General features: G+C 69.5%; 36 protein-coding genes, 2 tRNA genes and 2 pseudogenes. 33 read left to right on the top strand and 7 right to left on the bottom strand.

The features are described from left to right. The first annotated feature begins 6 nt into the window (after positions 1–6). The 4 genes from AC6RUA_RS13700 to AC6RUA_RS13715 all read left to right on the top strand — a co-directional run bounded on the left by AC6RUA_RS13700 (position 7) and on the right by AC6RUA_RS13715 (position 2,245). Entirely contained in the window at positions 7–513 is a 507-nt protein-coding gene (locus tag AC6RUA_RS13700; RefSeq protein WP_499813559.1) for a J domain-containing protein, read from the top strand. A 229-nt stretch (positions 514–742) separates the two neighbouring features. Then, positions 743–1,462 (top strand): helix-turn-helix domain-containing protein, encoded by a 720-nt coding sequence (locus AC6RUA_RS13705; protein ID WP_499813560.1) that lies wholly within the window; start codon positions 743–745, stop codon positions 1,460–1,462. A 101-nt stretch (positions 1,463–1,563) separates the two neighbouring features. Then, positions 1,564–1,980, top strand: coding sequence for a DUF7344 domain-containing protein (locus AC6RUA_RS13710; protein WP_499813561.1), 417 nt, complete (start codon positions 1,564–1,566; stop codon positions 1,978–1,980). A gap of 34 nt (positions 1,981–2,014) precedes the next feature. After that, positions 2,015–2,245, top strand: a complete 231-nt coding sequence (locus tag AC6RUA_RS13715; protein WP_499813562.1) for a DUF7835 family putative zinc beta-ribbon protein — start codon at positions 2,015–2,017, stop codon at positions 2,243–2,245. A gap of 34 nt (positions 2,246–2,279) precedes the next feature. Here the strand turns inward: AC6RUA_RS13715 and AC6RUA_RS13720 are convergent, their stop codons facing one another. Further along, a complete protein-coding gene (locus AC6RUA_RS13720; RefSeq protein WP_499813563.1) occupies positions 2,280–3,833 on the bottom strand; it encodes an ABC1 kinase family protein in 1,554 nt (517 codons plus the stop codon). Positions 3,834–4,210: 377 nt separating this feature from the next. On the opposite strand from AC6RUA_RS13720, the gene AC6RUA_RS13725 reads away from it, so the two are divergent. After that, positions 4,211–5,836: a GTPBP1 family GTP-binding protein gene (locus AC6RUA_RS13725; protein ID WP_499813564.1), complete on the top strand. Its 1,626-nt coding sequence runs from the start codon at positions 4,211–4,213 to the stop codon at positions 5,834–5,836. 48 nt (positions 5,837–5,884) lie between these two features. Here the strand turns inward: AC6RUA_RS13725 and AC6RUA_RS13730 are convergent, their stop codons facing one another. The 4 genes from AC6RUA_RS13730 to AC6RUA_RS13745 all read right to left on the bottom strand — a co-directional run bounded on the left by AC6RUA_RS13730 (position 5,885) and on the right by AC6RUA_RS13745 (position 8,603). Then, positions 5,885–6,610 carry an HAD family hydrolase gene (locus tag AC6RUA_RS13730; RefSeq protein WP_499813565.1) on the bottom strand — a complete coding sequence of 242 codons (726 nt, stop codon included), beginning with the start codon at positions 6,608–6,610 and terminating at the stop codon, positions 5,885–5,887. A 7-nt stretch (positions 6,611–6,617) separates the two neighbouring features. Further along, positions 6,618–7,169 (bottom strand): double winged helix-containing putative transcriptional regulator, encoded by a 552-nt coding sequence (locus tag AC6RUA_RS13735; RefSeq protein ID WP_499813566.1) that lies wholly within the window; start codon positions 7,167–7,169, stop codon positions 6,618–6,620. Between the two features lie 11 nt (positions 7,170–7,180). Then, positions 7,181–8,155 carry a methenyltetrahydromethanopterin cyclohydrolase gene (mch, locus tag AC6RUA_RS13740; RefSeq protein WP_499813567.1) on the bottom strand — a complete coding sequence of 325 codons (975 nt, stop codon included), beginning with the start codon at positions 8,153–8,155 and terminating at the stop codon, positions 7,181–7,183. Positions 8,156–8,252: 97 nt separating this feature from the next. Beyond that, a complete protein-coding gene (locus AC6RUA_RS13745; protein WP_499813568.1) occupies positions 8,253–8,603 on the bottom strand; it encodes an MTH1187 family thiamine-binding protein in 351 nt (116 codons plus the stop codon). A gap of 358 nt (positions 8,604–8,961) precedes the next feature. On the opposite strand from AC6RUA_RS13745, the gene AC6RUA_RS13750 reads away from it, so the two are divergent. Together AC6RUA_RS13750 and AC6RUA_RS13755 are read left to right on the top strand one after the other, a co-directional pair. Beyond that, the gene (locus AC6RUA_RS13750; protein ID WP_499813569.1) at positions 8,962–9,894 is read left to right on the top strand and encodes an FkbM family methyltransferase; all 933 of its coding nucleotides are present in this window, start codon (positions 8,962–8,964) and stop codon (positions 9,892–9,894) included. Between the two features lie 66 nt (positions 9,895–9,960). Further along, positions 9,961–11,091, top strand: coding sequence for a YihY/virulence factor BrkB family protein (locus AC6RUA_RS13755; protein ID WP_499813570.1), 1,131 nt, complete (start codon positions 9,961–9,963; stop codon positions 11,089–11,091). Positions 11,092–11,123: 32 nt separating this feature from the next. Here AC6RUA_RS13755 and AC6RUA_RS13760 read toward each other — a convergent pair. Together AC6RUA_RS13760 and AC6RUA_RS13765 are read right to left on the bottom strand one after the other, a co-directional pair. Then, a tRNA-Gly gene (locus tag AC6RUA_RS13760) sits at positions 11,124–11,194 on the bottom strand. A 228-nt stretch (positions 11,195–11,422) separates the two neighbouring features. Next, positions 11,423–11,493, bottom strand: a tRNA-Gly gene (locus AC6RUA_RS13765). A 246-nt stretch (positions 11,494–11,739) separates the two neighbouring features. Between AC6RUA_RS13765 and AC6RUA_RS13770 the strand changes: the two genes are divergently transcribed. From AC6RUA_RS13770 to secY, 26 genes and pseudogenes are all read left to right on the top strand, one after another. Next, entirely contained in the window at positions 11,740–12,579 is an 840-nt protein-coding gene (locus tag AC6RUA_RS13770) for a putative RNA uridine N3 methyltransferase (protein WP_499813571.1), read from the top strand. A gap of 9 nt (positions 12,580–12,588) precedes the next feature. Beyond that, the gene (locus tag AC6RUA_RS13775; protein WP_499813572.1) at positions 12,589–13,605 is read left to right on the top strand and encodes a 50S ribosomal protein L3; all 1,017 of its coding nucleotides are present in this window, start codon (positions 12,589–12,591) and stop codon (positions 13,603–13,605) included. After that, positions 13,605–14,351: a 50S ribosomal protein L4 gene (gene rpl4p / locus AC6RUA_RS13780; protein ID WP_499813573.1), complete on the top strand. Its 747-nt coding sequence runs from the start codon at positions 13,605–13,607 to the stop codon at positions 14,349–14,351. The genes AC6RUA_RS13775 and rpl4p overlap by 1 nt, the downstream gene beginning before the upstream one ends. Positions 14,352–14,409: 58 nt before the next feature. Then, positions 14,410–14,661, top strand: a complete 252-nt coding sequence (locus AC6RUA_RS13785; RefSeq protein ID WP_499813574.1) for a 50S ribosomal protein L23 — start codon at positions 14,410–14,412, stop codon at positions 14,659–14,661. A gap of 2 nt (positions 14,662–14,663) precedes the next feature. Beyond that, on the top strand, positions 14,664–15,389 hold the full coding sequence (locus AC6RUA_RS13790) for a 50S ribosomal protein L2 (RefSeq protein WP_499813575.1): 726 nt from the start codon (positions 14,664–14,666) through the stop codon (positions 15,387–15,389). Further along, positions 15,389–15,811: a 30S ribosomal protein S19 gene (locus tag AC6RUA_RS13795; protein WP_499813576.1), complete on the top strand. Its 423-nt coding sequence runs from the start codon at positions 15,389–15,391 to the stop codon at positions 15,809–15,811. Before AC6RUA_RS13790 ends, AC6RUA_RS13795 begins: the two co-directional genes overlap by 1 nt. Positions 15,812–15,818: 7 nt before the next feature. After that, complete coding sequence (locus tag AC6RUA_RS13800) at positions 15,819–16,280, top strand: 50S ribosomal protein L22 (protein WP_499813577.1); 462 nt, start codon at positions 15,819–15,821, stop codon at positions 16,278–16,280. Then, complete coding sequence (locus AC6RUA_RS13805; protein WP_499813578.1) at positions 16,280–17,248, top strand: 30S ribosomal protein S3; 969 nt, start codon at positions 16,280–16,282, stop codon at positions 17,246–17,248. The genes AC6RUA_RS13800 and AC6RUA_RS13805 overlap by 1 nt, the downstream gene beginning before the upstream one ends. 1 nt (position 17,249) lies before the next feature. Continuing rightward, positions 17,250–17,462, top strand: a complete 213-nt coding sequence (gene rpmC, locus AC6RUA_RS13810; RefSeq protein ID WP_499813579.1) for a 50S ribosomal protein L29 — start codon at positions 17,250–17,252, stop codon at positions 17,460–17,462. A gap of 7 nt (positions 17,463–17,469) precedes the next feature. Continuing rightward, positions 17,470–18,012, top strand: a complete 543-nt coding sequence (locus AC6RUA_RS13815) for a ribonuclease P protein component 1 (protein ID WP_499813580.1) — start codon at positions 17,470–17,472, stop codon at positions 18,010–18,012. Beyond that, positions 18,003–18,329 carry a 30S ribosomal protein S17 gene (locus AC6RUA_RS13820; RefSeq protein ID WP_499813581.1) on the top strand — a complete coding sequence of 109 codons (327 nt, stop codon included), beginning with the start codon at positions 18,003–18,005 and terminating at the stop codon, positions 18,327–18,329. Before AC6RUA_RS13815 ends, AC6RUA_RS13820 begins: the two co-directional genes overlap by 10 nt. Next, entirely contained in the window at positions 18,329–18,727 is a 399-nt protein-coding gene (locus tag AC6RUA_RS13825; RefSeq protein ID WP_499813582.1) for a 50S ribosomal protein L14, read from the top strand. Before AC6RUA_RS13820 ends, AC6RUA_RS13825 begins: the two co-directional genes overlap by 1 nt. Beyond that, positions 18,724–19,086, top strand: a complete 363-nt coding sequence (gene rplX / locus AC6RUA_RS13830) for a 50S ribosomal protein L24 (protein ID WP_499813583.1) — start codon at positions 18,724–18,726, stop codon at positions 19,084–19,086. Before AC6RUA_RS13825 ends, rplX begins: the two co-directional genes overlap by 4 nt. 1 nt (position 19,087) lies before the next feature. Next, complete coding sequence (locus AC6RUA_RS13835; RefSeq protein WP_499813584.1) at positions 19,088–19,816, top strand: 30S ribosomal protein S4e; 729 nt, start codon at positions 19,088–19,090, stop codon at positions 19,814–19,816. Continuing rightward, positions 19,816–20,364: a 50S ribosomal protein L5 gene (locus tag AC6RUA_RS13840; RefSeq protein ID WP_499813585.1), complete on the top strand. Its 549-nt coding sequence runs from the start codon at positions 19,816–19,818 to the stop codon at positions 20,362–20,364. The genes AC6RUA_RS13835 and AC6RUA_RS13840 overlap by 1 nt, the downstream gene beginning before the upstream one ends. Then, the gene (locus tag AC6RUA_RS13845) at positions 20,357–20,548 is read left to right on the top strand and encodes a 30S ribosomal protein S14 (RefSeq protein ID WP_499813586.1); all 192 of its coding nucleotides are present in this window, start codon (positions 20,357–20,359) and stop codon (positions 20,546–20,548) included. Before AC6RUA_RS13840 ends, AC6RUA_RS13845 begins: the two co-directional genes overlap by 8 nt. Before the next feature lie 2 nt (positions 20,549–20,550). After that, positions 20,551–20,943, top strand: coding sequence for a 30S ribosomal protein S8 (locus tag AC6RUA_RS13850; protein WP_499813587.1), 393 nt, complete (start codon positions 20,551–20,553; stop codon positions 20,941–20,943). 7 nt (positions 20,944–20,950) lie between these two features. Continuing rightward, the gene (locus AC6RUA_RS13855; RefSeq protein WP_499813588.1) at positions 20,951–21,487 is read left to right on the top strand and encodes a 50S ribosomal protein L6; all 537 of its coding nucleotides are present in this window, start codon (positions 20,951–20,953) and stop codon (positions 21,485–21,487) included. Between the two features lie 3 nt (positions 21,488–21,490). Further along, positions 21,491–21,619, top strand: a pseudogene (locus AC6RUA_RS13860) (helix-hairpin-helix domain-containing protein); the annotation flags it as partial. Between the two features lie 138 nt (positions 21,620–21,757). Then, positions 21,758–22,440 (top strand): annotated as a pseudogene (locus AC6RUA_RS13865) (50S ribosomal protein L32e). Continuing rightward, positions 22,437–22,898 carry a 50S ribosomal protein L19e gene (locus AC6RUA_RS13870; protein ID WP_499813589.1) on the top strand — a complete coding sequence of 154 codons (462 nt, stop codon included), beginning with the start codon at positions 22,437–22,439 and terminating at the stop codon, positions 22,896–22,898. Before AC6RUA_RS13865 ends, AC6RUA_RS13870 begins: the two are co-directional and overlap by 4 nt. Continuing rightward, the gene (locus AC6RUA_RS13875; RefSeq protein ID WP_499813590.1) at positions 22,898–23,455 is read left to right on the top strand and encodes a 50S ribosomal protein L18; all 558 of its coding nucleotides are present in this window, start codon (positions 22,898–22,900) and stop codon (positions 23,453–23,455) included. Before AC6RUA_RS13870 ends, AC6RUA_RS13875 begins: the two co-directional genes overlap by 1 nt. Continuing rightward, entirely contained in the window at positions 23,456–24,139 is a 684-nt protein-coding gene (locus tag AC6RUA_RS13880) for a 30S ribosomal protein S5 (protein WP_499813591.1), read from the top strand. It abuts the gene before it with no gap. Further along, positions 24,139–24,597, top strand: a complete 459-nt coding sequence (gene rpmD, locus AC6RUA_RS13885; protein WP_499813592.1) for a 50S ribosomal protein L30 — start codon at positions 24,139–24,141, stop codon at positions 24,595–24,597. The genes AC6RUA_RS13880 and rpmD overlap by 1 nt, the downstream gene beginning before the upstream one ends. After that, positions 24,597–25,088, top strand: a complete 492-nt coding sequence (locus tag AC6RUA_RS13890; RefSeq protein ID WP_499813593.1) for an uL15m family ribosomal protein — start codon at positions 24,597–24,599, stop codon at positions 25,086–25,088. Before rpmD ends, AC6RUA_RS13890 begins: the two co-directional genes overlap by 1 nt. A 3-nt stretch (positions 25,089–25,091) precedes the next feature. Then, the gene (gene secY, locus AC6RUA_RS13895) at positions 25,092–26,570 is read left to right on the top strand and encodes a preprotein translocase subunit SecY (RefSeq protein ID WP_499813594.1); all 1,479 of its coding nucleotides are present in this window, start codon (positions 25,092–25,094) and stop codon (positions 26,568–26,570) included. Positions 26,571–26,617: the final 47 nt, after the last annotated feature.

Raw genomic sequence — 26,617 nt, forward strand, 5'->3', positions numbered from 1 at the left:
GCGGGTGTGGACCGCGACGCGCTCGTCCTCGGTATCGCCGCCGTGTTCTCCGGCATAGCGGTGGTGATGACCGTGCTCGCGTTGAGCACCTCCCTGTTCTTCCTCCTGGCCGCCGTCCCGTTCGGGGTGGCGGCCTACTTCATGTGGTACCACGCCTCGGGCCGGATGGCGACGGACCTGCGCGGCGGCCGCGCCCGCACCCGCGTCGGTCCCAGCGCCGACGAGGGTCCCCGCGGTCCGGGGTCGCGGTTCGGGCGGGAGGCGCGTCGGCGGGCGCGCGCCGGCGGAGGGGCGCGGACCGACGGGACCGGTGGCCGGACGCGCGGACCCGCTCGCGACGCCGGGATGTCCCGCACGGAGGCGTACGACGAACTGGGCGTCTCCCCCGGCGCCTCGCGAGCGGACGTGAAGCGGGCCTACCGGGAGCGGGTCAAGGACACCCACCCGGACTCCGGCGGCGACGAGGAGGAGTTCAAGCGGGTCGCGCGCGCGTACGAGTCGCTGACCGAGTGAGTGGGAGCGGAGGCGGGACTGACTGGATACCGGTCGCCGTGTGGAAAGTGCCACCACGCCTATCAGTTCGGCCCCGGATAGTGCACACGGACTCGCTACGCCGCTCGTGCATCCGTGTCCCGACGCTGGAGGGACCGATGACACGTCCGTGGCGTGGCGGGGATACTCATTCGCGTGGAGACACGCGGGACGTACCAACCACCCACGTGTTACCGTAACAGCGACACCCATGTCACCGACTCACGACGGTCACGACGACCCCGCGGACGAGGGGACTCGACTTGTCGTCGAGTTCACCGTGCCCGCCGACGACTTCCTGCTCGCGGCGACGCTGTCGACGGTCCCGGACCTCGTCGTCGAGTTCGAGCAGTTCGTCCCCGCCCGTCCCGACACGCTCCCGTACCTCTGGACGACCGACGGCGACCACGCGACGTTCGAGGCCGCCGCGGCGACCGACGAGACGGTCGAGCGCCTCCGCCGTCTCGCGACGTTCGAACAGGGGGCGCTCTACGAGTTCGAGTGGGCGAGTCTCGACGAGGACGGACTCCTCGCGTGGCTCCGGAGTGCCGACGCGACGGTGCTCCAGTCGGAGGCGCAGGCCGACGAGTGGCTGCTCAAACTCCGCGTCCCGTCGCGGGACGTGCTCGGTGAACTGCTGGGTCACTGCGACGAATGCGGCATCGAGTTCGACGTAGTCCGACTGTTCCCGCTGGTCGAACCGAAGATGGGTCAGTTCAACGTCTCGGAGAAACAGCGCGAAGCGATGATTACCGCCCTGGAGATGGGGTACTTCGATATCCCGCGCGGGACGACGCTCGGCGACGTCGCGGAGGAGTTGGGTATCTCGACGAAGGCCGCCTCCGAGCGTCTCCGGCGCGCGCAGACCAACCTCGTGAGCAACACCCTCACCGTGGGTCGCCCCACCGGCGTCGGGCTGAGCGCCGAGTGACCGGTCGCCGCTCTCGCACTGCTCGAACTTGATATAAATGGCTCCGCTCACGGAGCCGGTTCACTATGCGAAGCTCCCCCTATACTGGTGGGTACGAACGCATGGACGACGACCGGACCGCGAACGACGCAGTACGGACGGACGACGGAGCGGAACCTGGCGACCCCCGCGCACACAAGCCCTCGGGGTCGGGGTCCGACTCCGACCTGTCGCCGGACGAGTTCTTCGAGGCGCTCGCCGACGAGCGGCGGCGGTCGCTCGTCGAGTACCTCTCCGGACGGGAGGGGGAAGCGGTCCCCGTCGGCGAACTGGTCGACCACCTCGTCGAGTCCGGCGCCGCGTCGGAGGGCGACCCGACCGTCGAGGACGTCACTCTCTCGCTCGACTACGTCCACCTGCCGAAACTGGCGGACGTCGGCCTCGTCGAGTACGACGAGGCGGGACGGACGGTCCGGTACCGGGCCGACGAACGGGTCGAGACCTACCTGGAGAGCGCGGCGAGCGGAGCGGGTGAGTGACTCACCCGTCGACCGTCGCGGGTTCCGTTCGACCATGAGTGACGGGGACCTGTCGACGCCGGCCGGCTCGGACGGCTCTGACGACTCGCGCGTCCGGAACTGCCCGGCGTGCGACCGCGAGACGGAGCACGAGGTAACGGTCGAGATGGCCGACACGGGCTCCGAAGAGACGTGCGAGGACCACCGCAAGTACGCCCAGTTCCCCTGTCGGGTGATGACGTGCCGGGAGTGCGGCGCGGAGACCCGGTCGCTCGTCAACCGGTGAGGCCGGCGCGGGTCCGCGCGGACGGCGTCGCCACCTACCCGTCGCGCCGCTCGCGGAGCCGCTGTCTGGTGAACTGGGGGGAGACGGCCGTCCGCGGTTCGCGGGCGTGCCGCCGGAGGAGAGCGAACGAGACCGCCCCGACCACCGCGGCGAGCGTCGCCGCCGGGACGGCGTCCAGTGGTGACCCGAACGCGTAGAGGACGGCCGCGGCGACGACGCCCGACCCGAACAGCAGCGTCGCCGCGATGCGGCCGGCGACCCGCACCAGCACGCCGCGGTCCTCGGCGAGCCGGACCGTCGCCGCGAGGTCCCCCCGCTCCGCGGCGTCGAGGGCGGCGTCGAGTTTGGGGGGGACGCCGACCATCCCTCTCGCGAGCGCCCGCACCTCCGCGCTCGCGCGCTCCGCCACCTCGCGCCGGCCCTCCGCGCTCGCGCCGCGCTCGCGGACGTAGTCGCCGACGACCGCGATGAAGTCGAACTCGGGGTCGAGCGTCCGGCACACACCGTCCAGCACCGACGTGACGCGGACGAGCAGCGCGAGGTTCCGCGGGAGCCGCATCGGGAACTCGTACAGTTCCGCCTGGAACGAGGAGACGAGTTCCTCGACGCGGTAGCGCTCCACGTCCGCCCCGCGGAACCGCTCGACGACGAGTTCGAACGCCTCGGCCATCAGCGCCCGGTTCGCGGACGGGTCCAGCGCTCCGAGCGCGACGAACGCGTCGAGGGCGGCGTCGACGTCGTCGCGCGCGACGGCGACGTAGAAGTCGAGCAGGCGCTCGCGGGTGCGGGCGTCGAGCCGGCCGACCATCCCGAAGTCGTAGAAGACGATGGTGCCGTCGTCGCGCACCGCGAGGTTCCCCGGGTGGGGGTCGGCGTGGAAGACGCCGTCCTCGAGTATCATCCCCATGTACACCTCCTCCAGCCGCCGGACGAGTCGCTCGCGGTCGATGCCGCGCGCGTCGAGTTCCGCCACGTCGTCTATCTTCACCCCCCCGACGTACTCCATCGTGAGCACGCGGTCCGTCGAGTACTCGTCGAGGGGGTCAGGTACCCGCACGTCGTCCTCGTCGGCGAGGTTCCGGCCGATAGTCCGGAGGTTGTGCGCCTCCTGTTCGTAGTCCATCTCCTCGCGGATGGTCGCGGCGAACTCGTCCGCGAGGTTCTCCAGGGTGTACGCCTGCCCCGGCGGAGCCAGCCGAACCAGCCACGGGAGGAGCGTCGAGACGACGCGCAGGTCCGCCGCCACGGCCCGACGGATGCCCGGCCGGAGCACCTTCACGGCGACGCGCTCGCCGTCGACGCGCGCGGTGTACACCTGCCCGAGGCTCGCCCCCGAGATGGCGACGGTGTCGAACTCGTCGAACGTCTCCCCGACCGGACCGAGTTCCGCCTCCACGACGCGTCTCGCCTCGGCCCAGTCGGCCGGCGGCACGCGGTCCTGTAGCGCCGAGAGGGCGGCGACGTAGGCGGCCGGCAGCGCGTCCGGTCGGGTCGAGAGGAGTTGGCCCAGTTTGATGAACGTCGGTCCCAGTCCGACGAGCGTCTCGCGGAGGCGCTCCGCGCGGCGCTCGCGCGTCTCCGCGCTCACCTCGCGCCCGCCGCCGACGAGGAGGAACCGACGCCGGTCGCGGACGAGAGCGACGGCGAACGGGAGGAACCGCCAGCAGACGACGAGAAACGCCAGAGCGCGCGGAGACGGACCCGGAGTCCCCGCGGCCGGCGCGTCCCGTTCCGGCGCCGACCACCGTTCGGCCGCCGGCCGGCCCCGCCGTCGGTGGGGTCTGTCACGACTCCGGGTTCGCGGGCGGTCCCCGTGTATCCTCCGGTCCGACCGCGCGCCGGCGGACGGAAGCCGGTGCGGGTCGAATCGATCGGCGTCTCGACGGCTCGCTCGCGCAAATACGGGCGTGGTATGTGAAGCCGTTCCGTGAAAAGGATTATAGCCGGCGCGCGCGGAACGGGGGCATGAGCGCTGACCGGGCCGCCTTGCGGCGGGCCATCGAGCGCGGCGAGGAGGAGGGGGGGCGCATCGAGTTCAAGACCCGCCTCTCGCGGACGGTTCACCTGGCCGACGGGCGCATGGAGAGCCTCGCGGCGCAACTGCGCCACCGCGTCCTCTCGGGCGACGGCGAGGCGCTGTACGTCGTCGGCGTCGACGACGACGGCGGCATCGCGGGCATCGCGCCCGCGGAGTTCTCGGAGTCGATGGACGTGCTCTCGCTCCTGGCCGAGGAGGCGGACGCGCACATCGGCGACGTGGAGACGTGGAGCGCGGGCGACGGTCCCGCCGACGAGGCGGGCCTCGTCGGCATCGCAACCGTGCGGGAGGGGGCGATGCTGGAGACGGACGACGAACACATCGTGGTCGGCACCGCCGGCCACGTCGACCACGGGAAGTCCACGCTCGTCGGGTCGCTCGTCACCGGCGAGGCGGACGACGGCGAGGGCGGCACTCGGTCGTTCCTCGACGTCCAGCCCCACGAGGTGGAGCGCGGCCTCTCGGCGGACCTCAGTTACGCGGTGTACGGCTTCGACGCGGAGGGGCCCGTCCGGATGGACAACCCACACCGGAAGTCGGACCGCGCCCGCGTCGTCGAGGAGGCCGACAGGCTCGTCTCGTTCGTCGACACCGTCGGTCACGAGCCGTGGCTCCGGACGACCATCCGGGGGCTTGTCGGGCAGAAACTCGACTACGGTCTCCTGGTGGTGGCCGCCGACGACGGCCCGACGAAGACCACCCGCGAACACCTCGGCATCCTGCTCGCGATGGACCTCCCCACCCTGGTCGCCGTCACGAAGGTGGACGTCGTCTCCGACGAACGGGTCGCCGAGGTGGAGCGGGAGGTGGAGTCGATGCTGCGGAACGCGGGGAAGACGCCGCTGCGCGTCGAACGGCACGGCGTCGCCACCGCCGTCGACGAGGTGGGCGACGGCGTCGTCCCGGTGCTCGCCACGTCGGCGGTGACCGGTCGCGGGCTGACCGACCTGGACCGCTTCTTCGAGGCGCTCCCCAAGCGGGCGAACGACGCCGACGGCGAGTTCCGGATGTACGTCGACCGCTCGTACGACGTGAAGGGCGTCGGTGCCGTCGCCTCGGGCACCATCCAGTCGGGCACCGTCGAGGCCGGCGACGAACTCCTCGTCGGGCCGATGGCCGACGGCTCGTTCCGCGAGGTGGAGGCGCGCTCCATCGAGATGCACTACCACCGGGTCGACAAGGCGCGCGCCGGCCGAATCGTCGGCATCGCCCTGAAGGGAGTCGCCGAGCGGGAACTCGAACGCGGGATGGTGCTCGTCCCGCGCGAGTCGGAGCCTCGCCCGGTCGAGTCGTTCGACGCCGAGGTGATGGTGCTCAACCACCCGACGCGAATCCGCGACGGCTACGAGCCCGTGGTCCACTTGGAGACGCTCAGCGAGGCCGCGGTGTTCCACCCGGCGGGTGGCCAACTCCTCCCGGGCGACACCGGCGAGACGGAAGTCGAGTTCAAGTTCCGGTCGTACCTCGTCGAGGAGGGCCAGCGGTTCGTCTTCCGCGAGGGCCGCAGCAAGGGGGTCGGGACCGTCACGGACGTCCGCTACGCCGACGAGTGACCCGAGCTCCCCCGACCTGAACCGACCGGTCCCGGCCGGTGTCCCGTTCTACTCGTCCGGCTCGCCGAGTCGCCACCGAACGACCGCGTCGTCTCCCCGTCCGTCCAGCAGGTCGTCGAGCCCGTCCACCCGTCGGTCCGCTCGGTCACGGCCGCACTCGGCGGGGTCGTCGCCGACCCGGACCGTTCGCAGCCCCGCCCGCCGCGCCCCGACGACGTCGTCGGTACCGTCGCCCACGTGGACCGTCCCGTTCGGGCTGCTCCCGAGCGCGTCGAGCGCGGGCGCGAACGCGCCCGGGTCGGGTTTCGCCGGGGCGTCGTGGCCGGCGTACACCACCGTCGTCGCCCGTTCGTCGAGTCCGACCGCCCGGACCTTCGCGGCCTGCGCGTCCGGCGGGCCGTTGGTCACGACGGCGAACGGTACCCATCGGGCGTCGAGCGCGTCGAGCAGGTCGGCCGCGCCGGGACGCCAGCCCACGTTCGCGTGGTCGCGCGCGTCGGCGAACGCGTCGGCGACCGTCCGTCCCAGTTCCGGGTCGTGGCCGCGGCCGTCGGCGAGCGCGGCGAAACACGCCCGGCGGAGGGCCGCCATCGAGTCGGACCGGTCGTTGAACTCCGCGAACCGCTCGTAGTACGCCTCGACCGGGAAGAGGGGGTCGACGCCGACCGCCTCGAACGCCGCCGCGAGCACCTCCCCCGGCGAGCGCCGATAGCTCACCAGCGTGTCGTCGAGGTCGAACGTGACCGCGTGGACCGGCCGTCCGTCGTCGCTCACGCGACGCTCACCCGTCTTCCGCCGCGACCTCGACGAGTGCGTCGGTCGCGGCGTAGCCGCCCTCGTTCTCGTTCCCGCTCTCGTCTGCCAGCCCGAGCAGGACGAACCAGCCGAGTAGTCGGACGGTCCGCTCGCGCCACACCGACTCCCAGTCGCTCGTCCGGTTCCGCTCCCAGCCGGGCACGCGGTCGGCCACGCGGGCGAACGCGTCGTCGACGGTCACGGTTCTCGACTCCCCGCCGGCCGACTCGCGCGCGTCGAGCAGGGCGTCGGCGACCTCGCTCGCGCCGTACGCGCCGTCGAGCAGCGCCGCGCGGAGGTGGTCCGTCGTCGGCTCCGTCCGCAGGCGCTCGAATCCGTCGTCGGTCTCGCGGGCGAGTCCGAGGGCGCGGAGGAACGTGAGCCACGTCCTGGCGTCGTCGCGCGAGCGGAACCCGCAGCGACGCATCAGTCTGGCGCAGCAGTCGTCCTCGCTGCCGGGGACGAGCGGCACCGCCGCCTGCGCCTCCGCGACGAGCGAGACGGTCTCGGGCGCTTCGGGAACCAGTTTGAACTTCATCGCGTCGAGTCTCAGGCGTCGCCGTCGCTCGCGTCCCCGTCCGCCGCTCGTCCCGCGAAGTCGAACGACTCGGCGAGCAGGTCTTCCCGGACCTCGCCGTACGCGTACGTCGGCCCGTCGACCACGTCGACTGTGACGCTCGCGGGCGCGAACACGGCCTCGTCCACGTCGTAGAAGTCGTAGCCCGCGTCGGCGAAGATCTCGCCGAACGGCGTCCCGTACTCGTCGGCGGCGACCGACGGCACCTCGTCGAACCGGTCGGAGTCGGACGCCACCGTCAGGTGGACCTCGCCGCCGTACGCGAGCGCGTCGTTCGTCCGCCCCATCGCCGTCGTCTCGTCGTAGCTGACCGGCGCGAGGGGGGCGGACCCCGACGCCGAGAGCACGTCCGTCGGGTCGTACCCGAGTTCGAGCAGGCGGAAGACGGCCAACTCGGCCGCCCGAGCGGCGGTCGTGACGCTCCCGGCGGTGGAGCCGAGCGCGCACGTCGGGAGGAAGACGGCCGACTCGTTCACGTTCGTCCGCTCGGCCACCCGCGCGACCACCTCGTCGTCCGGGAGGGTCGCGCTCTCGACGCACAGCACCGTCAGGTCGAACTCGTCGTAGTAGCCGACCGCCTCGAACTCCCGCTCCTCGCCGACGAGCGCGCGGGCGGGACCGGAGCCGAGCCCCTCGAACCCGGTCGCGTCGAGTTCCCACCCGGCCTTCTGCGAGCAGAGCAGCGCGACGCCCGGGTGGTCGGTCGTGAGTTCGACGTGGGGGACCGGCGCGCCGGCGACCCGACCCATCCGGGTCTGGACCGTCGCCAGCCCGGCGGTCTGAATCTCCGCGAGCAGCAGCCCCGCCTCGACCCCGCCGTCCGATTCGACGCCGAAGTCGACGACCGTCGCGCCCGAGTCGAGTTCGTAGGCCGCGACGCCGAGTTCGTCCGCGAAGTCGATGGCCTCGTCGACCAACTCTACCGCCATGCGGTTGAGACTGTCCATGCCGAGGGTTGGGCGCTTCTCCGGAAAGAGTTTGCCAGTCGGCGAGCGGCGCGAGCAATCGAGCGAGAGCGACCGACCACACCCGCGCCGGGTCGCCTCAGGCGTCCGGGTCGAACCGGCGGTCCTCCTCGGTTTCCCTAGGCGGCGTGCGCGCCGGCCGGCCGAGCGCCCGTTCGACCGCGTCCACCTTCTCGCTGGCCCGCTGGTCGCGCGTGCGCTTGTCGTCGATCTTCAGGAACGTGCTCACCCGGTCGCCGTCGACTGCCTCGTGCGCGGCCGTCGCGGCCGCCATGAGCTCTTCTATCGACTCGGCCTCGACGACGGTCCCCATCGGGTTCGTCTCGTACGTCACGTCGAACCCGTCCAGTGCTTCGATGGCCTTCGCGACCTCGCCGGCCATGCTCCCCTCGACGACGGGCGCGACGCTGAGCAGCGCGATGACTGTCATACCGGCAGTTCGGCACGCTCGGCCCTAACTCTCACGCCGGGCGCGGTGACACGACCGGCTCTTGTCGTGTGTATGTTTATGTGTGTGTGACTCAATAGGTCGCAACTGATGGACCGGTTATCTCGCTCGTCTCGTTCCACCTCCCCTCTCTCGTTCGCTCGCTCCGACTCTCGATTCGCTCGGCAAATCCGGGGCCAGTGTGAGTTCCGACGGTAGCGTGGAGGAAGACCCACCGAACGTAGGGTCTCCGGGGCGGTTTACCCGCTTCTGTTCGTTCCTCGGGCGCACGTCCCTCGGCTCGACCCCGACTCTGAGGCGGACCCTCGAGGTATCCGTGTCCGTCGTGAACGTCGGCAGAATGTCCGCCACGAGAGCACGGTGGCTAGTCGAGAACGGAGACTTCGGCAAACTCGCCGGCGCGCTCGCAGTCCTGTTTCTCGGTCGGAACCTCTACTACGACGTCACGACGTATCGAGAGTCTCGGTACGTCCGGCGACGTATCCACGATTACGAGATGTATCTCGATACGGAGGACCCGGGCATCTCCCACACGCTGCTCAGTTACGGAACACACGAACACGTCTCGACGGGCGTGTTCGGAGACGAGCTACGAGCGCTCGCGAGGGACGTCGATGGAACCGTCGTCGTTCTCGACGTCGGGGCGAACATCGGGTACTTCTCCCTGTTCATCGCGTCCGTCCTCGGCGAGCGAGCGACCATTCACGCCGTCGAGCCGGTACCGGGAAACGTCGCTCTCCTCGAACGGAACGTGAAACTCAACGGCTACGAGGACCTGGTCGACATCGGACGCGGCGCCTTCGGCGCGACCACCGAACCGACAGCCATCCGGTTGTCCGAACTGTCGAACAGGCACGCCGTCGACGCGTCCCTCACCGGCGACTCCGACAGGGCAGACGTGCTCCTCGTCGAACAGACGACTGGCGATCAGTACCTCACGGACAACGACGTCCCACACGAGTCGGTCAACGTGATACGGATGGACCTCGAGGGCGCCGAGTCGGCGGTGTTTCAGGGACTGGAGCGTACCCTCTGTGCGCCGGGACCGACCCTCGTCTACTTCGAGTTCCACCCCAACCACGTCCCCTCGTCCGCCGCCCAGTCGATGATGAGCATACTCGTCGAGAACGGGTTCGAACTCGTCTCGGCGGTGAGCGAGGCCGGCTACATGAGGAAGGGCGAGCCGGGTTGGTACGGAAAGCACCTCGACGTGGAGACGTTCGACGACCTGCTGGCCGTAGACCACTACGTGGAGGTCATCGCTCGACGCTGAGACTCCCCGCGAACGGTCCGGACCGCGCGTCGCTACCTTCTCGGTCCACCCCGGCGAAGCGGGTGCGTGAACCTCGACCGCCGCCGCGTCGCGACGCTCGCCCGCGCGGTGTTCCACGAGATTCGGACGGAGAAGGTCACGTTCCTCGCCGGGAGCATCGCGTACCACGCGTTCGTCTCGCTGCTCCCGCTGCTGCTGCTCGTCGTCTTCCTGCTCTCCGCCACCGAGAACGCGGGGCTGGAGTCGGCGTTCGAGTCGCTCGTCCGTGCCGCCCTGACTCCCGACGCGGGTGAGGAACTCCTGCAGGAACTCCAGCGGGCGAGCGAGTCGCGCAGTCTCTCGCTGGTCGGCGTCGGGGTGCTCGTCTGGGGGGCGCTCCGCATCTTCCGCGGGCTGGACACGGCCTTCTCGGCCATCTACGAGACGGAGTCGGAGAACAGCTTCTTGGACCAACTCGGCGACGGCGTGTTCGTCCTCGTCCTGTTCGGTGCCGCCGTCCTCCTCGCGGCGACGGTCCAGCGCGTACTCCCGGCGGCCGGCGGTAACCCGATGTGGTGGGCGGTCCACTACGTCTCGCTCACCGGACTGCTCGCGCTCACGCTGCTGCCGATGTACTACGTGTTCCCCGACGCGGACGTCTCCGTCGCCGAGGTGCTCCCCGGCACCCTGTTCGCGGCCGCCGGACTGGTGGCGTTCGAGTCGCTGTTCCGGGTCTACACCGAGTGGAGCGGCCGCCAGCCCGGCGAGTCGGTCGTCGCCGCCATCCTCGTGTTCCTGACGTGGCTGTACGTCTCCGGGCTGGTCATCCTCGTCGGCGCCGCGGTCAACGCCGTCCTCTCGAACCGGAGCGCCGACGTGAGCGTCGACCCGGTGTTCGGGTCGTACACGACGCCCGAGCGCTCCGGCGAGGAGGAGGTGATCCGCGCCATCGAGGACCTCGAAGAGCTACTCGCGAGACCCGCGGCGTTCACGGTGTCCGTCGACGGTCGGTCGGTGTCGTTTCCCGCCCCGCAGCGCGTCCAGACCGACACGCAGTCGAGCGTGTTCGGGGGGAACGACCTCGGCGTCACGCTCCGCTGGAGCGGCGAACGTGAGTCGACCGGCGACGGGAGCGCGGTTCCGACCGGTCCCACCGGGGCTGACGCGGACGGCTCCCACGCCCGGGCGGCCGACGGGACCGAGGGACGGGACGACTGAGCGGTGTCGGGGGAACCGTCGACCCGGAGAACTGCGCTGACCAGGAGTCGAACCTGGGTCACGGCCGTGGAACGGCCGCGTGATACCACTACACCACCAGCGCACGAGGGAAGGGGGCGTGTGACCCCCGCTGCACTCGTACGTCCGGGTGGATACCACTTAGTCATGCACCGCGTTCCGGTGGTGGAAAACGGCTACTACTCGGCGGAAGGCGGGAGCTACAGCGGTAACGACTCGTTACCGTCGGCGTGAGCGTTCGGTGGAGGGCGACAGATCGGAGCGGTCGGGGACGGAAGGCGGTCCCCCTGCTCGCCGATTGGCTCGGTAGAACTGCGCTGGCTGGGATTTGAACCCAGGTTGTGACCATGGCAAGGTCACGTGATACCACTACACTACCAGCGCCTTGGTATGCTGCACTCCTCGGTACCGCCGACGCACACTTAACGCTGTCGAAACGGAGACAAACCGCACGAGGGCGTGGGGATCGTTCGCACGCCCGCCGCGTGCTCGGCGGCCGACCGTGCGCCGCCACGCGACGCTCGAACCGACCGCGTACGGGTGTGTGAGCGCGTCACTCCCCCGGGGGCGTTCCGATGTGCTTTTAGGTCGTGGCTCGTGAGTGTGTGAGTACAGTCCGGTGTGAGCGACATGGACGACGCGAGACTCGACGTGCTCGTGCCGTCGTCGCTCGTCCGGGAGGCCGAGGACGGCCGCGAGGCCACGCGGAAACTCGGTTACGTCGCCCGCGCGGCGACGGTCTTCCGGGCTGACCGGTTGGTCGTCTTCCCCGACCGGGAAGGCGAACGCCGCTGGGGCGGCGAGTACGTCCGCACGGTGCTGGAGTACTGCGCGACCCCGCCGTACCTCCGCAAGGAGGTGTGGGGGATGCGCGAGGAACTCCGGCACGTCGGCGTACTCCCGCCGATGCGGCCCGACGCCTCCGGCCCCGACGGGTCGGAGTTGCGCGACGGAATCGTGACCGAGGTCGGACCTGAAGGCCGCGTTCGGGTCAATTGCGGACTGCAACACCCGATCTCCCTCCACCTGCCTCCCGGACGGGAGGCGGCGGAGGGGGAGCGCGTCACCGTCAGGGTCTCTTCGCGAGAACCCGTCCGCGCCCGTGTCGTGGACGACCCCCCACCGGGGTTCCGCGTCGCGGGCGGGGACATCTCGGACGCCCTCGCCGCCGCCGAACTGGCGGTCGCCACCTCGCGGCACGGACGCCCGCTGTCCGTGTCGGGGCTGGGCGACCTCCACGCGCGACTGCGCGACAAGCACGTCGCCATCGCGTTCGGTTCGCCGGGGCGGGGGCTTCCGGCCATCCTCGGGATGACGCCCGAGGAGGTGCCGGTCGAACCCGGGGCAGCCGACGACTCGGGGTTCGACCTCTGGCTGAACACGGTTCCGAGACAGGGGAGCGAGGTGGTGCGGACGGAGGAAGCGGTGTTCGCCACCCTCTCGCCCCTCACGCTCACCGAAACGGAGTAAGCCACACACATGCCACAACCAAGCAGACCACGAAAGGGCTCGATGGGCTTCGGCCCGCGCACCCGCGCGACCAGCGAGGTCCCACGCATCCGCTCGTGGCCCGAGGACGACGGCTCGGCCGTCGTGCAGGGCTTCGCGGGCTACAAGGCGGGGATGACCCACGTCGTCATGGTCAACGACGAATCCGACTCCCCGCGCGAGGGGATGGAGGAGTCGGTCCCCGTGACGGTCGTCGAGGTGCCACCGATGCGCGCGGTCGCCCTTCGAGCGTACGAGGACACGCCGTACGGCCAGAAGCCGGTGACCGAGGTCTGGTCATCCGAGTTCCACGACGAACTCGACCGGACCCTCGATCTACCGGCGGAAGACACCCACGAGGACGACGCCGAGGAACTCAGGACGCTCGTCGACGACGGCGCGGTCGACGACCTGCGGTTCATCACGCACACGGTCCCGAGCGACCTGGCGAACGTCCCGAAGAAGAACCCCGACGTGATGGAGACCCGCGTCGGCGGCGGTTCCCTCTCGGACCGACTCGACTACGCCCTCGACCTCGTCGGGGACGGTGGCGAGCACGAGTTCGGCGAGGTGTTCCGCGCCGGCGAGTACATGGACGTCTCCGGCGTCACGAAGGGGAAGGGGACGCAGGGTCCCGTCAAGCGGTGGGGCGTCCAGAAGCGGAAGGGGAAACACGCCCGGCAGGGGTGGCGCCGACGCATCGGCAACCTCGGCCCGTGGAACCCCTCGCGCGTGCGCTCGACCGTCCCCCAGCAGGGGCAGACGGGCTACCACCAGCGGACCGAACTCAACAAGCGACTCATCGACTTCGGCGAGGGCGACGAGGCGTCCGTCGAGGGCGGCTTCAAGGGCTACGGCGAGGTCACCGGGTCGTACGCGCTGGTGAAGGGCTCGCTGCCGGGTCCCTCGAAGCGTCTCCTCAGGTTCCGCCCGGCCATCCGGCCGAACGACCAGCCGCGCCTCGACCCCGAGGTGCGCTACGTCTCCACCGCGTCGAACCAAGGATAATGAAGACAACAGTACGCGACCTGAACGGCGACGAGGGCGAGGAGATCGACCTCCCCGAGGTCTTCGAGACCCAGTACCGCCCGGACCTCATCCGGCGGGCCGTCCTCTCGGCGCAGGCGAACCGGAAACAGCCGTACGGCGCGGACGAGTACGCGGGCCTCCGCACGCCCGCGGAGTCGCCCGGGTCCGGCCGCGGCATGGCACACGTCCCCCGACAGAACGGGCAGGGCCGCCGCGTCCCCCAGACGGTGAAGGGGCGCAAGGCCCACCCGCCGAAGGCGGAGAAGGACCAGGGGAAGGACATCAACGACAAGGAGCGGAAACTCGCCGTCCGGTCGGCCATCGCGGCCACCGCGGACGCCGAGTTGGTGGCCGAGCGCGGTCACCGCTTCGACGAGGACCTCGACCTGCCGCTGGTCCTCTCGGACGACTTCGCGGACCTCGTGAAGACGCGCGAGGTGGTCGACCTGCTCGAGGCGCTCGGCGTCCACGCGGACGTGGAGCGCGCCGACGACGGACGCAAGGTCCGCGCCGGCCAGGGGACGACCCGCGGCCGCAAGTACAAGGAGCCGACGTCGCTCCTGTTCGTGACCGCCGGCGAACCGTCGACGGCCGCCCGCAACCTCGCGGGCGTCGACGTGACGACCGGCGCCGAGGTGAACGCCGAAGACCTCGCGCCCGGCACGCACCCGGGCCGACTCACGGTGTTCACCGAGTCGGCTCTCGAGGAGGTGGCGGAACGATGAGTTCCGTCGCACGCGCGGCGCGCGACGACCTCGTCGTTCTCACCGGAGGTGAGAGCCGATGAGCGTCATCCGCCACCCGCTCGTGACCGAGAAGGCGATGGACGAGATGGACTTCGAGAACAAACTCCAGTTTATCGTCTCGATGGACGCGACCAAGCGGGACGTGGCGTCGGCCATCGCGTCGCAGTTCGACGTGACGGTCGAGGACGTCCGCACGCAGGTCACGCCGAAAGGGACGAAGAAGGCGACGGTCACCCTCGCGGAGGACGACGACGCGCAGGAAGTGGCCTCGCGCATCGGGGTGTTCTGACAATGGGACGCAGGATTCAGGGACAACGACGCGGCCGCGGCGGGCCCACGTTCCGTGCGCCCTCGCACCGCTACAAATCCGACAAGCAGCACAAGAAGACCGAGACGGACGACGCCACGATATCGGGCGAGGTCGTCGGCATCGAACACGACCCCGCCCGCTCGGCCCCGCTCGCGGACGTGGAGTTCGAGGACGGCGACCGCCGCCTCGTGCTCGCGCCCGAGGGCATCACGGTCGGCGAGACCCTGCAGGTCGGCGTCTCGGCGGAGATCAAGCCCGGCAACACGCTCCCGCTCGCGGAGATTCCCGAGGGGGTTCCGGTGTGCAACGTCGAGTCCAAGCCCGGCGACGGCGGCAAGTTCGCCCGCGCCTCGGGCGTGAACGCGACGCTGCTCACCCACGACCGCAACGTGGCGGTCGTCCAGTTGCCGAGCGGCGAGGTCAAGCGGCTCAACCCCGACGCCCGCGCCACCATCGGCGTGGTCGCCGGGGGCGGCCGGACCGAAAAGCCGTTCGTGAAGGCCGGGAACAAGTATCACAAGATGAAGGCCCGGGGTACCAAGTGGCCGAACGTCCGCGGTGTGGCGATGAACGCCGTCGACCACCCGTTCGGCGGCGGCGGCCGGCAACACCCCGGCCAGCCGAAGTCCGTCTCGCGGAACGCCCCGCCGGGACGGAAGGTCGGCGACATCGCGTCCAAGCGCACTGGACGTGGAGGTAACAAATAATGAGTTCCGACTACCGAACCGGTCGCGAGGGCGAGTTCACCTACCGCGGCCACACGCTTGACGAGTTGCAGGAGATGGACCTCGACGAGGTCGCGGAACTGCTCCCCGCGCGGACGCGGCGAACCATCACCCGAGGACTGAGCGTCGAGCAGCAGAAGCTGCTGGAGGACGCCCGCGAGACCGACGAGGAGGCGTCGGCGAACGACCCCGTCCGGACGCACCTGCGCGACATGCCGGTGCTGCCGGAGTTCGTCGACCTCACCTTCGCCGTCTACAACGGGCAGTCGTTCGAGCGCGTCCGGGTGGAGCCCGAGATGATCGGGCACTACCTCGGCGAGTTCCAGCTCACCCGAACGTCCGTCGAACACGGACAGGCCGGCATCGGCGCGACCCGGTCCTCGAAGTTCGTGCCGCTCAAGTAACACAACCATGGGAATCAACTACAGCGTCGACGCCGACCCGGACTCCAGCGCGAGAGGGATGCTCCGCGAACGGCAGATCAGCCTGAAGCACAGCAAGGCCATCGCCCGCGAGATAAAGGGCAAGACGGTCGCCGACGCCGAGGCGTACCTCGAGGCGGTCCGCAACGAGGAGCGCTCCGTACCGTTCCGACAGCACAACTCCGGCGTGGGCCACCGCTCCGACATCGACGGCTGGGACGCCGGCCGCTACCCGGAGAAGGCAGCCGCGGACTTCCAGAAACTCATCGTGAACGTCAAGAACAACGCCGACGAGCAGGGGTTCGACGCCGACGAGATGGAGATCATGCACGTCGCCGCCCACAAGGTCGGCGAACAGCAGGGTCGCAAGCCCCGCGCGATGGGGCGCGCGACCCCGTGGAACTCCCCGCAGGTCGACGTCGAGATGATCCTCACGGAGGTCGAAGAGTAATGGCGGACGAACACCAGTTCATCGAGGACGGCCTCCAGCGGAGCCAGATCGACGAGTTCTTCGAGGACGAACTCGGCCGCGCCGGCTACGGCGGCATGGACGTCGCCAAGACGCCGATGGGCACCCAGATCGTGCTCAAGGCCGAGAAACCCGGAATGGTCATCGGGAAGGGCGGGAAGAACATCCGCAAGATCACCTCGGAACTCGAGACCCGCTTCGAGATGGACGACCCGCAGATCGACGTCCAGGAGGTCGACGAACCCGACCTCAACGCGAAGATTGTCGCCGACCGGCTGGCGAACGCGCTCGAACGCGGCTGGTACTTCCGGAAGGCGGGTCACACGACCATCGACCGCATCATGGACGCCGGCGCGCTGGGCGCCGAGATCAACCTCAACGGAAAGGTCACCGGCGCCCGCTCGCGCGACGAGAAGTTCAACCGCGGCTACATCAAACACAACGGCGAACCCGCCGAGGACGTCGTCGACACCGGCCAGGGCGTGGCCGTCATGAAACTCGGCACCATCGGCGTCACGGTGAAGATCATCCCGCCGGGCGCGGAGCTGCCCGACGACTTCGAGGTCGCCGAGGACGCCGAGGCGCCCGAGGTCGAGCAGACCGCCGCGGACGAGGGCGTCGAGAGCCTCCTCGAGGAGGAACCCGAGGAGGTCCCGGACGTGGGCGAGGACGAGGAGGTCGACGTGCCCACCGACGAACCCGAGGACGTCATCGACGAGGACGTGGTCGAGGAGGTCATCGAGGCCGACGAGACCGAGGACGGCGACGGCGCCGCCGCCACCGGCGAACCCGGTGGGGCCGACGAGGAGGACGTGGAGGAACTCGAGGACCTCGACGAGGACGTCGAGGCCGAGGCCGAGGAACTCGTCGCCGAGATGGAATCCGACGAGGACGAGGCCGCCTCGGAGACCGACGAAGCGGACGAGGACGAGGACGAGGAGGAGGAGTAACATGTCCATCCTCCACCCTGCCGAGATACGCGACATGACGCCGGCCGAGCGCGAGTCGGAACTCGACGAACTCGAGACCGAACTGCTCAACGCGAAGGCCGTGCAGGCGGCCGGCGGCGCGCCGGAGAACCCCGGTCGCGTCGGCGAACTCCGCCGGACCATCGCCCGGATCAAGACGATTCGGCGCGAGGAAGGCGACGTCGACGAGGAGTAACCGACCGATGCCCCTGACCCCCGAGACGCTCACGCGACACGAACTCATCGGCCTGCCCGTCCGGGTGGCCACCGCCGCCAGCGACGCCCACGTCGGCATCGCCGGCCGCGTCGTGTCCGAGAGCCAGCGGACCCTCACGGTCCGCGTTCCGTCCCGCGACGGGGCGGCGGGGGACGGGGACAAGCGGGTACCGAAGGCGGGCACGACGTTCGTGTTCGCGCTCCCCGCTTCGTCGACAGACCCGACCGATTTCACGGGTTCCGAGGATTCCGAGAATCCCGAGAACTCCACGGATTCCGTCACGGGGGGGAACCCCCAGCCCACAAATGAAGCCGCCGGGGCGCGCAAGCCCCCGGGGTCCGCATCCGAACTCCCGTCGTCGTCGCCCGACACGCTGGCCGTCGGGCGAGGACAGGACGATACTGCCGGGGTCACAGCCGGTCAGTCGGGCGGTTGCGAGGGTGCGGTCTACGTTACGGTGGATGGGGCCAGACTGCTCTCACGACCCGCCTTCCGCACGGAACGTGCGGGTGATTCGACATGGCACTAGGACTGAACGCAACAGAACCGGAGGAGACGTGCTCCGACGAGAACTGTCCGTTCCACGGAACGCTCTCCGTGCGCGGGCAGACGCTCGAGGGCACCGTCGCCTCCACAGAGATGGACAAGACCGTCGTCGTGGAGCGAGAGTACGACGTCTTCGTACCGAAGTACGACCGCTACATGAAGCGACGGAGTCGCGTCCCCGCGCACTGCTCGCCGTGTCTCGACGTCGAGGACGGCGACGAGGTGCGCATCGCCGAGACCCGACCGCTCTCGAAGACGAAGTCACACGTCGTCGTCGAGATTCTGGAGGGTGATGACTGATGGAGGCCCTGAAGGCCGACGTCACGCAGGGCCTCGAGAAGGGCTCGCTCATCGCGTGCGCCGACAACACCGGCGCCCGCGAACTCAAGGTCATCAGCGTCTCGGGCTACTCGGGGACGAAGAATCGCCACCCCAAAGCGGGCGTGGGCGACAAGGTGACCGTCTCGGTCACCAAGGGTACGCCGGAGATGCGGCGACAGGTCCTCGAGGCCGTCGTCGTCCGCCAGCGCAAGCCCATCCGTCGCCCCAGCGGCACGCGCGTCAAGTTCGCGGACAACGCCGCCGTCGTCATCGACGACGTCGGCGAGCCGCGCGGGACCGAGATCAAGGGTCCCATCGCGCGCGAGGTCGCAGAGCGCTTCGGGAGCATCGCATCCACCGCGACGCAGATCGTATGACAGAGCAACCGCACAAGCAGCGAAACCGGACGCGGGACGCGCCGCTCCACGAGCGGCAGAAGTTCGTCCGCGCCACCCTCACGCCCGACCTCCGCGAGGAGTACGGACAGCGGAACGTCCGCGTCAACGTGGGCGACACCGTCGAGGTCATGCGCGGCGACTTCGCCGGCGAGGAGGGCGAGGTCGTCAAGGTCGACCTCCGCGAGTCCGTCATCCACGTCGAGGACGTCGTCATCGAGAAGGCCGACGGGGAAGAGACCCCTCGGGCGCTCGACGCCTCGAACGTTCGCGTGACGGAACTCGACCTGGAGGACGACCGGCGCGAGGCGCGTCTCGACTCCGACGAGGAGGCCGCATAACATGACGAAACACCAGAAACGACTCTCGGCCCCGAACTCGTGGCCGGTCGAGCGGAAAGAGGAGACGTTCACCGTGAAGGCGGACGCGGGTCCGCACGGCGAGTCGGGCGTCCCCCTGCTCATCGTCCTCCGTGACGTGCTGGGGTACGTCGACTCCCGGAAGGAAGCGCGCTACGCGCTCGGGCAGGACTCGGTCCTCGTCAACGGGACGCCGGTGTCCGACGAGGCCCGTCCGGTCGGGATGTTCGACATCTTGGCGTTCACCGAGCGCGGCGAGTTCTACCGCGTCTTCCCCGGCGAGGGCGGTCGGCTCTCGCTGAGTCCCATCGACGAGGAGGCCGCCTCCTCGCGGCTGGGGAAGGTCACGGGCAAACAGCAGATGCCCGGCGGGCAGTTCCAGTACACGCTGCACGACGGCACCACCCTCCGCTCGGACGAGGGCGAGTACCGCGGCAAGGACTCGCTGGTCGTCGACAACGAGACGAAGGAGGTCGTCGCCCACTTCCCGTACGAGGAGGGGGCGCTCGTGACCGCCGTCGACGGCGCGCACGCCGGGGAGATCGGCACCGTCGAGGAGATAACCGTCACTCCCGGCTCCGGGTCGAACGGCGTCACCGTGAGTCAGGACGACGGCGAGGACGACGCGGGCTTCGAGACGGTCGAGGAGTACGTCGTCGTCATCGACGAGAACTTCACCGACGCGGCGGACGACGCCGCGGGGGGTGAGTGATGAGCGAATCGAGCGAGAGCAGCGAGAGCGACGCCGAGTTCCACGAGATGCGCGAACCGCGCATCGAGAAGGTCGTCGTCCACATGGGCGTCGGTCAGGGCGGGCGAGAACTCGCGAACGCCGAGGACATCCTCGAGGAGGTCACCGGGCAGACGTCGGTTCGCACGACGGCCAAACGCGCCATCGGCGAGTTCGACATCCGGCCGGGCGACCCCATCGGCGCGAAGGTCACGCTCCGCGACGTGGACGCCCGCGAGTTCCTCGAGACGGCGCTCGACCTGGTCGACCTGCGGCGGGCGCAGTTCGACGACACGGGGAACTTCAGCTTCGGCGTCGAGGAGCACACCGAGTTCCCCAGCCAGGAGTACGACCCGAACATCGGCATCTACGGGCTCGACGTGACGGTCGCGCTCACGCGCCCGGGATACCGCGTCGCCAAGCGGGACACGGTCACCCGGTCGCTGCCGAGCCGTCACCGGATGACGGTCGACGACGCGGTCGCGTTCCTCGAACGCGAGTTCGACGTGGAGGTCACCGACAATGAGTGAAGCAGACATCGAGCAGAAGGGCTCCGAGACGACGGGCGAGCACGCGGCGAAGCGCACCGGGCAGGAACACGAGTGCCGCCGGTGCGGACGCAAGCAGGGACTCGTCGGCAAGTACGACATCAACCTCTGCCGGCAGTGCTTCCGCGAGGTCGCCCGCTCGATGGGGTTCCACAAGTACCGATAACTATGGCAGGCAACGACCCCCTCTCCGACGCGCTCGGCGGACTCAACAACGCCGAGAACGTCGGTCATCTGGAGTACACGGTCCAGCCCGCCTCGAACATCGTCGGGTCCATCCTCGAAGTGCTGTACGACCGCGGCTACGTCGACGGCTTCGAGTACGTCGAGGACGGGAAGGCCGGCCTGTTCGAGGTCGAACTGAAAGGCGCCATCAACGAGTGTGGCGCGGTGAAGCCGCGGTACTCCGTGGGCGCGGACGGCTACGAGAGGTGGGAGAAGCGGTATCTCCCCGCCCGCGACTACGGCGCGCTCATCGTGACCACCTCCCACGGCGTCATGAGCCACTACGACGCCCGCGAGCAGGGCATCGGTGGCCAGGTAATCGCATACGTCTACTGATAGAACAATGGAACGACGAGAAATCGAACTACCGGAGGACGTGTCCGCCGAACTCGACCACCTCGACCTGACGGTCGAGGGGCCGAGCGGCTCCGTGACGCGCCGCCTGTGGTACCCGAACGTGACCGTCTCCGTCGAGGACGACGCCGTCGCCATCGAGTACCCCGAGGGCGCCGACCGGAAGACGGGCGCGACCGTCGGGACGTTCGCGACCCACGTCCGAAACATGGTCCGCGGCGTCACCGACGGCTGGGAGTACAAGATGGAGGTCTTCTACGCCCACTTCCCGATGGACGTCTCCGTGGAGGGCGACCAGGTCGCCATCACGAACTTCCTCGGGGAGCGGGCGCCGCGCCACGCCGCCATCCGCGGCGACACGGAGGTACAGGTGGACGGCGAAGAGATCACCCTCTCGGGTCCCTCGAAGGAGGACGTCGGGCAGACGGCGGCCAACATCGAGCAGCTCACCCGGGTGACGGACAAGGACACGCGCGTCTTCCAGGACGGCGTGTACATCACCGAGAAACCGACCGGAGGTGCCTGATAGATGGCCGACGAAGACCACGACGACATCGAGACCGTAGAGGACATCGACGGCGTCGGTCCCTCGAAGGCCGAGGCGCTGGCGGACGCCGGCTACGAGTCGGTGGACGACCTCCGCGCCGCGACGGCAGAGGAGCTGACCGAGGTCGAGGGCATCAGCGAGTCGCTCGCCGCCGACATCGTCGCCCAACTGTCGGGCGTCGACGAGGAACTCGACGAGGACGAGGAGGTCGTCGTCGACGACGGCGACGAGCCCGAGGACCTCGAAGCCATCAGCGGCGTCGGTCCCTCGAAGGCCGACGCGCTCCACGAGGCCGGCTACGAGACCGTCGAGGACGTTCAGGCCGCCTCGCAGAGCGAGCTCGCGGACGTCGAGGGTATCGGCAACGCGCTCGCCGCCCGCATCAAGGCGGACGTGGGCGGACTGGAAGTCGACACCGAGACGGAGGCCGAAATCGAGGAGGACGAGTCCGCCGCCGAGGCGGAGGAGGACCCGAGGACGAGGACAGGGAGACCGAACTCCGTCCACGCGGGCACGCGGACAAGACGCCCGACCTGGACGACGAGACGGCTCGCGCGCTCGTCCAGAAGCACCGCGAGTCCACGCCGCAGTTCAACCGGCAGGACTACCACAAGAAGAAGCGGACGCCCACCTCGTGGCGCCGCCCCCGCGGCCAGCTCTCGAAGCAGCGCCGCGGCATCAAGGGGAAGGGTCCCACGGTCGAGGCGGGTTACGGCTCGCCGAAGGCCGCCCGCGGACTCCACCCGAGCGGGTTCGAGGAGGTCCGCGTCCACAACGCCGACGACCTCGAGGGTGTGGACGCCGACACCGAGGCGGTCCGCATCGCCTCGAGCGTCGGCGCTCGCAAGCGCGAGCGCATCGAGGACGTCTGCGAGGACCGCGAGATTCGCGTCCTCAACCCCACCTACGAGGAAGTGGAGGTCGAGCAATGACAGACCTGAACGCACAGCGCCGGCTCGCCGCAGACGTCCTCGACGTGGGCGAGAGCCGGGTCTGGCTCAACCCAGAGGCACAGGACGAACTGGCGGACGCCATCACGCGCGCGGACATCCGCGAGCAGGTCGAACAGGGCAACGTCCGCGCTGAGGACGCGAAGTCCAACTCGCGCGGACGCGCCCGCGAGCGCGACGAGAAGCGTTCGTACGGCCACCGAACCGGCCCCGGTTCCCGGAAGGGGAAGGCCGGAGGCCGCCAGAACACGAAAGACGACTGGGTCGCGCGCATCCGCGCACAGCGGGCGCGCCTCAAGGAACTCCGCGACGACGGGCCGCTCGACCGCTCGCAGTACCGCGAGCTGTACGACAAGGCCTCCGGCGGGGAGTTCGAGGACGTGCGCCGGCTCGAGACGTACGCAGAGAACACCTACGACATCACACTGGAGGACCAATAATGGCGACCGGACCACGATACAAGGTGCCGATGCGGCGCCGCCGCGAGGTTCGGACCGACTACCACCAGAGGTTGCGCCTGCTGAAATCCGGCAAGCCGCGCCTCGTCGCGCGCGCCTCGAACAGCCACGTCAGGGCGCAGCTGGTCACCCCCGGTCCGAACGGTGACGAGACGCACGCGGCCGCGTCCAGCGAGGACCTCGTCGAGTACGGCTGGGAGGCCCCCACGGGCAACCTCCCCAGCGCGTACCTGACGGGGTACCTCGCGGGGCTGCGGGCGGTGGAGGCCGGCCTCGAAGAGGCCGTGCTCGACATCGGTCTCAACACGGCGACGCCGGGCAACAAGACGTTCGCTGTACAGGAAGGTGCGATCGACGCGGGGCTCGAAATCCCCCACAACGAGGACGTGCTGGCCGAGTGGCCGCGCAACCGCGGCGAACACATCGCCGAGTACGCGGAGTCGCTCGACGAGCCGCTCTACTCGGGTGATTTCGACGCCACCGAACTCCCCGACCACTTCGACGGTGTGCTGGGGAAGATCACGGAGGACTTCGAGTAAATGAGTCGAAACAACGACGGCTGGACGCCGCGCACGCGGCTCGGCCGCATGGTACAGGACGGGGACGTCGGGTCGATGGACCAGGCGCTCGCCACTGGGCTCCCGCTGAAGGAGCCCGAAATCGTCGACCAGCTCCTCCCGGGGCTGGAAGACGAGGTGCTCGATATCAACATGGTCCAGCGGATGACCGACTCCGGGCGCCGGGTGAAGTTCCGGTGTGCCTGTGCGGTCGGCAACCGCGACGGCTACCTCGGCTACGCCGAGGCCCGCGACGACCAGGTCGGCGGGGCCATCCAGAAGGCCATCGAGGTGGCGAAGCTGAACGTCATCAGCGTCGACCGCGGCTCCGGGTCGTGGGAGGACTCCGCCGGCGGGGTCAACTCGCTCACCCGGACCGCGAAGGGGAAGGCGGGCTCCGTCGAGGTGGAGATTCGCCCGGCCCCGCAGGGGCTGGGACTCGCCGCCGCGGAGACGGTGCGCAACATCCTCGAACTCGCGGGCGTCCAGGACGCCTGGACCAGTTCGAACGGCAACACGCGCACCACGGTGAACCTGGCGAAGGCGACGTTCAACGCGCTCCAGAACGCCTCGCAGGCGCGCACGCCCGACCGGGCGCGGCGCGTCCAGCAGGAGGCGCGAAGCGACGGACAGAGCCGGAGTCAGGGCCAGGAGGTGTCCGAGTGATGCAGGCGGTCGTCCAGCTCCGCGGCGAGGTGGACATGTCCGGCGCCCAGCGGGACACCCTGAAGATGCTCAACCTCCACGCGGTCAACCACGCGACGCTCGTGCCCGAGGAGGACACGTACCGGGGCATGATCGCCAAGGTCAACGACTTCGTGGCCTTCGGCGAGCCGTCGGCCGAGACGGTCGCGACCCTGCTCCGGACGCGCAGCGAACCGCTCGAGGGCACCGCCGTCGTCGACGACGACTGGGTCGCCGAAGAGACCGACTACGACGACGTCGACGCGCTGGCGTCGGCGCTCGTCGACGAGGAGACCACGCTGCGCGAGCAGGGACTCTCCCCGGCGCTGCGGCTCCACCCGCCGCGCAAGGGTCACCGGGGCATCAAGCACGCGACGAAGAACGGTGGCGAACTCGGTCACCACGACGACATCGACGGCCTGCTGGGGGCGATGCGCTGATGACGAACAAGAAGCGACGCCAGCGCGGCAGCCGGACGCACGGCGGCGGCAGCCACAAGAACCGGCGCGGCGCCGGCCACCGCGGCGGCCGCGGCCGCGCCGGGCGGAAGAAGCACGAGCGCATCCTCTACGGTCCGCTCGGCAAACACGGCTTCACGCGCCCCCCGTCCGTCCAGGACGACGTCGTCGAGGTCACCGTCCAGAAACTCGACGAGGACGCGGCGCTGCTCGCCGCGGAGGGCCTCGCCGAGGAGGACGGCGACGGCTACCGCCTCGACGCGCGCGACGTGGCCGAGGACGGCCACGAGGCGGACGTGGTGAAGGTGCTCGGGAACGGTCGCGTGATGGGCGAACTGCACGTCACGGCCGACGCGTTCACCGACGAGGCGCGCGAACTCATCGAGGAGGCGGGCGGCTCCGTCTCGCTCACCGAGCGCGCACAGGAGCGCGCCGAAGCGGAAGATTCTAATTCCGACGAGGACGAGGCGTAACTAATGAGCTGGAAGGAGGCCGCTGAACCGGTACTCACGCGGATGCCCTCGGTCACCCGACCGGAGGGTCACGTCCCGTTCAGACGCAAACTGGGATGGACCGCGGGGGTCCTCGTGCTGTACTTCTTCCTCACGAACGTCACGCTGTTCGGCCTGCAGACGCAGACGGCCGGCGGTGACTTCTACGGACAGTTCCGCTCGATACTCGCCGGGTCGACCGGGTCGATCCTCCAGTTGGGTATCGGCCCCATCGTCACGGCGAGCATCGTGCTGCAGTTGCTGGGCGGCGCGAACCTGCTCGGACTCGACACCGACGACCCGCGCGACCAGGTGCTGTACCAGGGCCTCCAGAAGCTACTCGTCCTCGCCATGATCTGTCTGACGGGGCTGCCGATGGTCTTCGCAGGAGGGTACCTCCCGGCGAGCCGCGAGGTGGCGGCGGCCGTCTTCGGGTCGCGCGAGGCGGTGCTCGGCGTGAAGACGCTCATCTTCGCGCAGATCGCCGTGGGCGGCATCCTCATCCTGTTCATGGACGAGGTCATCTCGAAGTGGGGCGTCGGCTCCGGTATCGGGCTGTTCATCATCGCATCGGTGAGCCAACAGCTCGTCGCCGGCCTGTTCGCCACGCAGTCGCTCGCGGGCATCACCGGGTTCTTCCCGGCGTGGGTCGGCATCATCACCGGCAGCATCGAACTCGAGGGGTCGCTCATCGAGGCGCTCCTGTTCGACCCGGGGAGCCTGCTCGCGATGGCGACGACGCTGTTCATCTTCGCCGTCGTCGTGTACGCCGAGAGCGTGCGCGTCGAGATTCCGCTGAGCCACGCGCGCGTCAAGGGCGCGCGCGGGCGCTTCCCGGTGAAGCTCATCTACGCGAGCGTCCTGCCGATGATTCTCGTGCGTGCGCTCCAGGCGAACGTCCAGTTCCTCGGGCAGATTCTCTACTCGCAACTCGGCGACGCGGGGATGCCCGACTGGCTCGGTGTCTACTCGCAGGGGCAGCCCGTCGGCGGGCTGTTCTACTACCTCGCGCCCATCCAGCAGCGACAGGACTGGATGTGGTTCGTGTACGCCCCCGCGGGCGACCCGGCGGACATCGCGCTGCGCGTGCTCATCGACCTGACGGTCATGGTCGTGGGCGGCGCCATCTTCGCCATCTTCTGGGTCGAGACGACCGGGATGGGCCCCGAGTCCACCGCCCAGCAGATTCAGAACTCGGGGATGCAGATACCCGGCTTCCGGCGGAACCCGCAGGTCATCGAGAAAGTGATGGAGCGGTACATCCCGCAGGTCACCGTCATCGGTGGCGCGCTGGTCGGGCTGCTCGCCGTGATGGCGAACATGCTCGGCACCATCGGCGGCGTCTCCGGCACGGGGCTGCTGCTCACGGTCTCCATCACGTACAAACTGTACGAGGAGATCGCGGAGGAACAGCTCATGGAGATGCACCCGATGATGCGCCAGGTCTTCGGCGGCGGCGACTGACCGGCCGCCGCGCGGCCCTTCCGGCCACTTCGTTCTCTCGTGGCGTT

Source organism: Halorarum sp. SLYT50 (assembly GCF_059821265.1).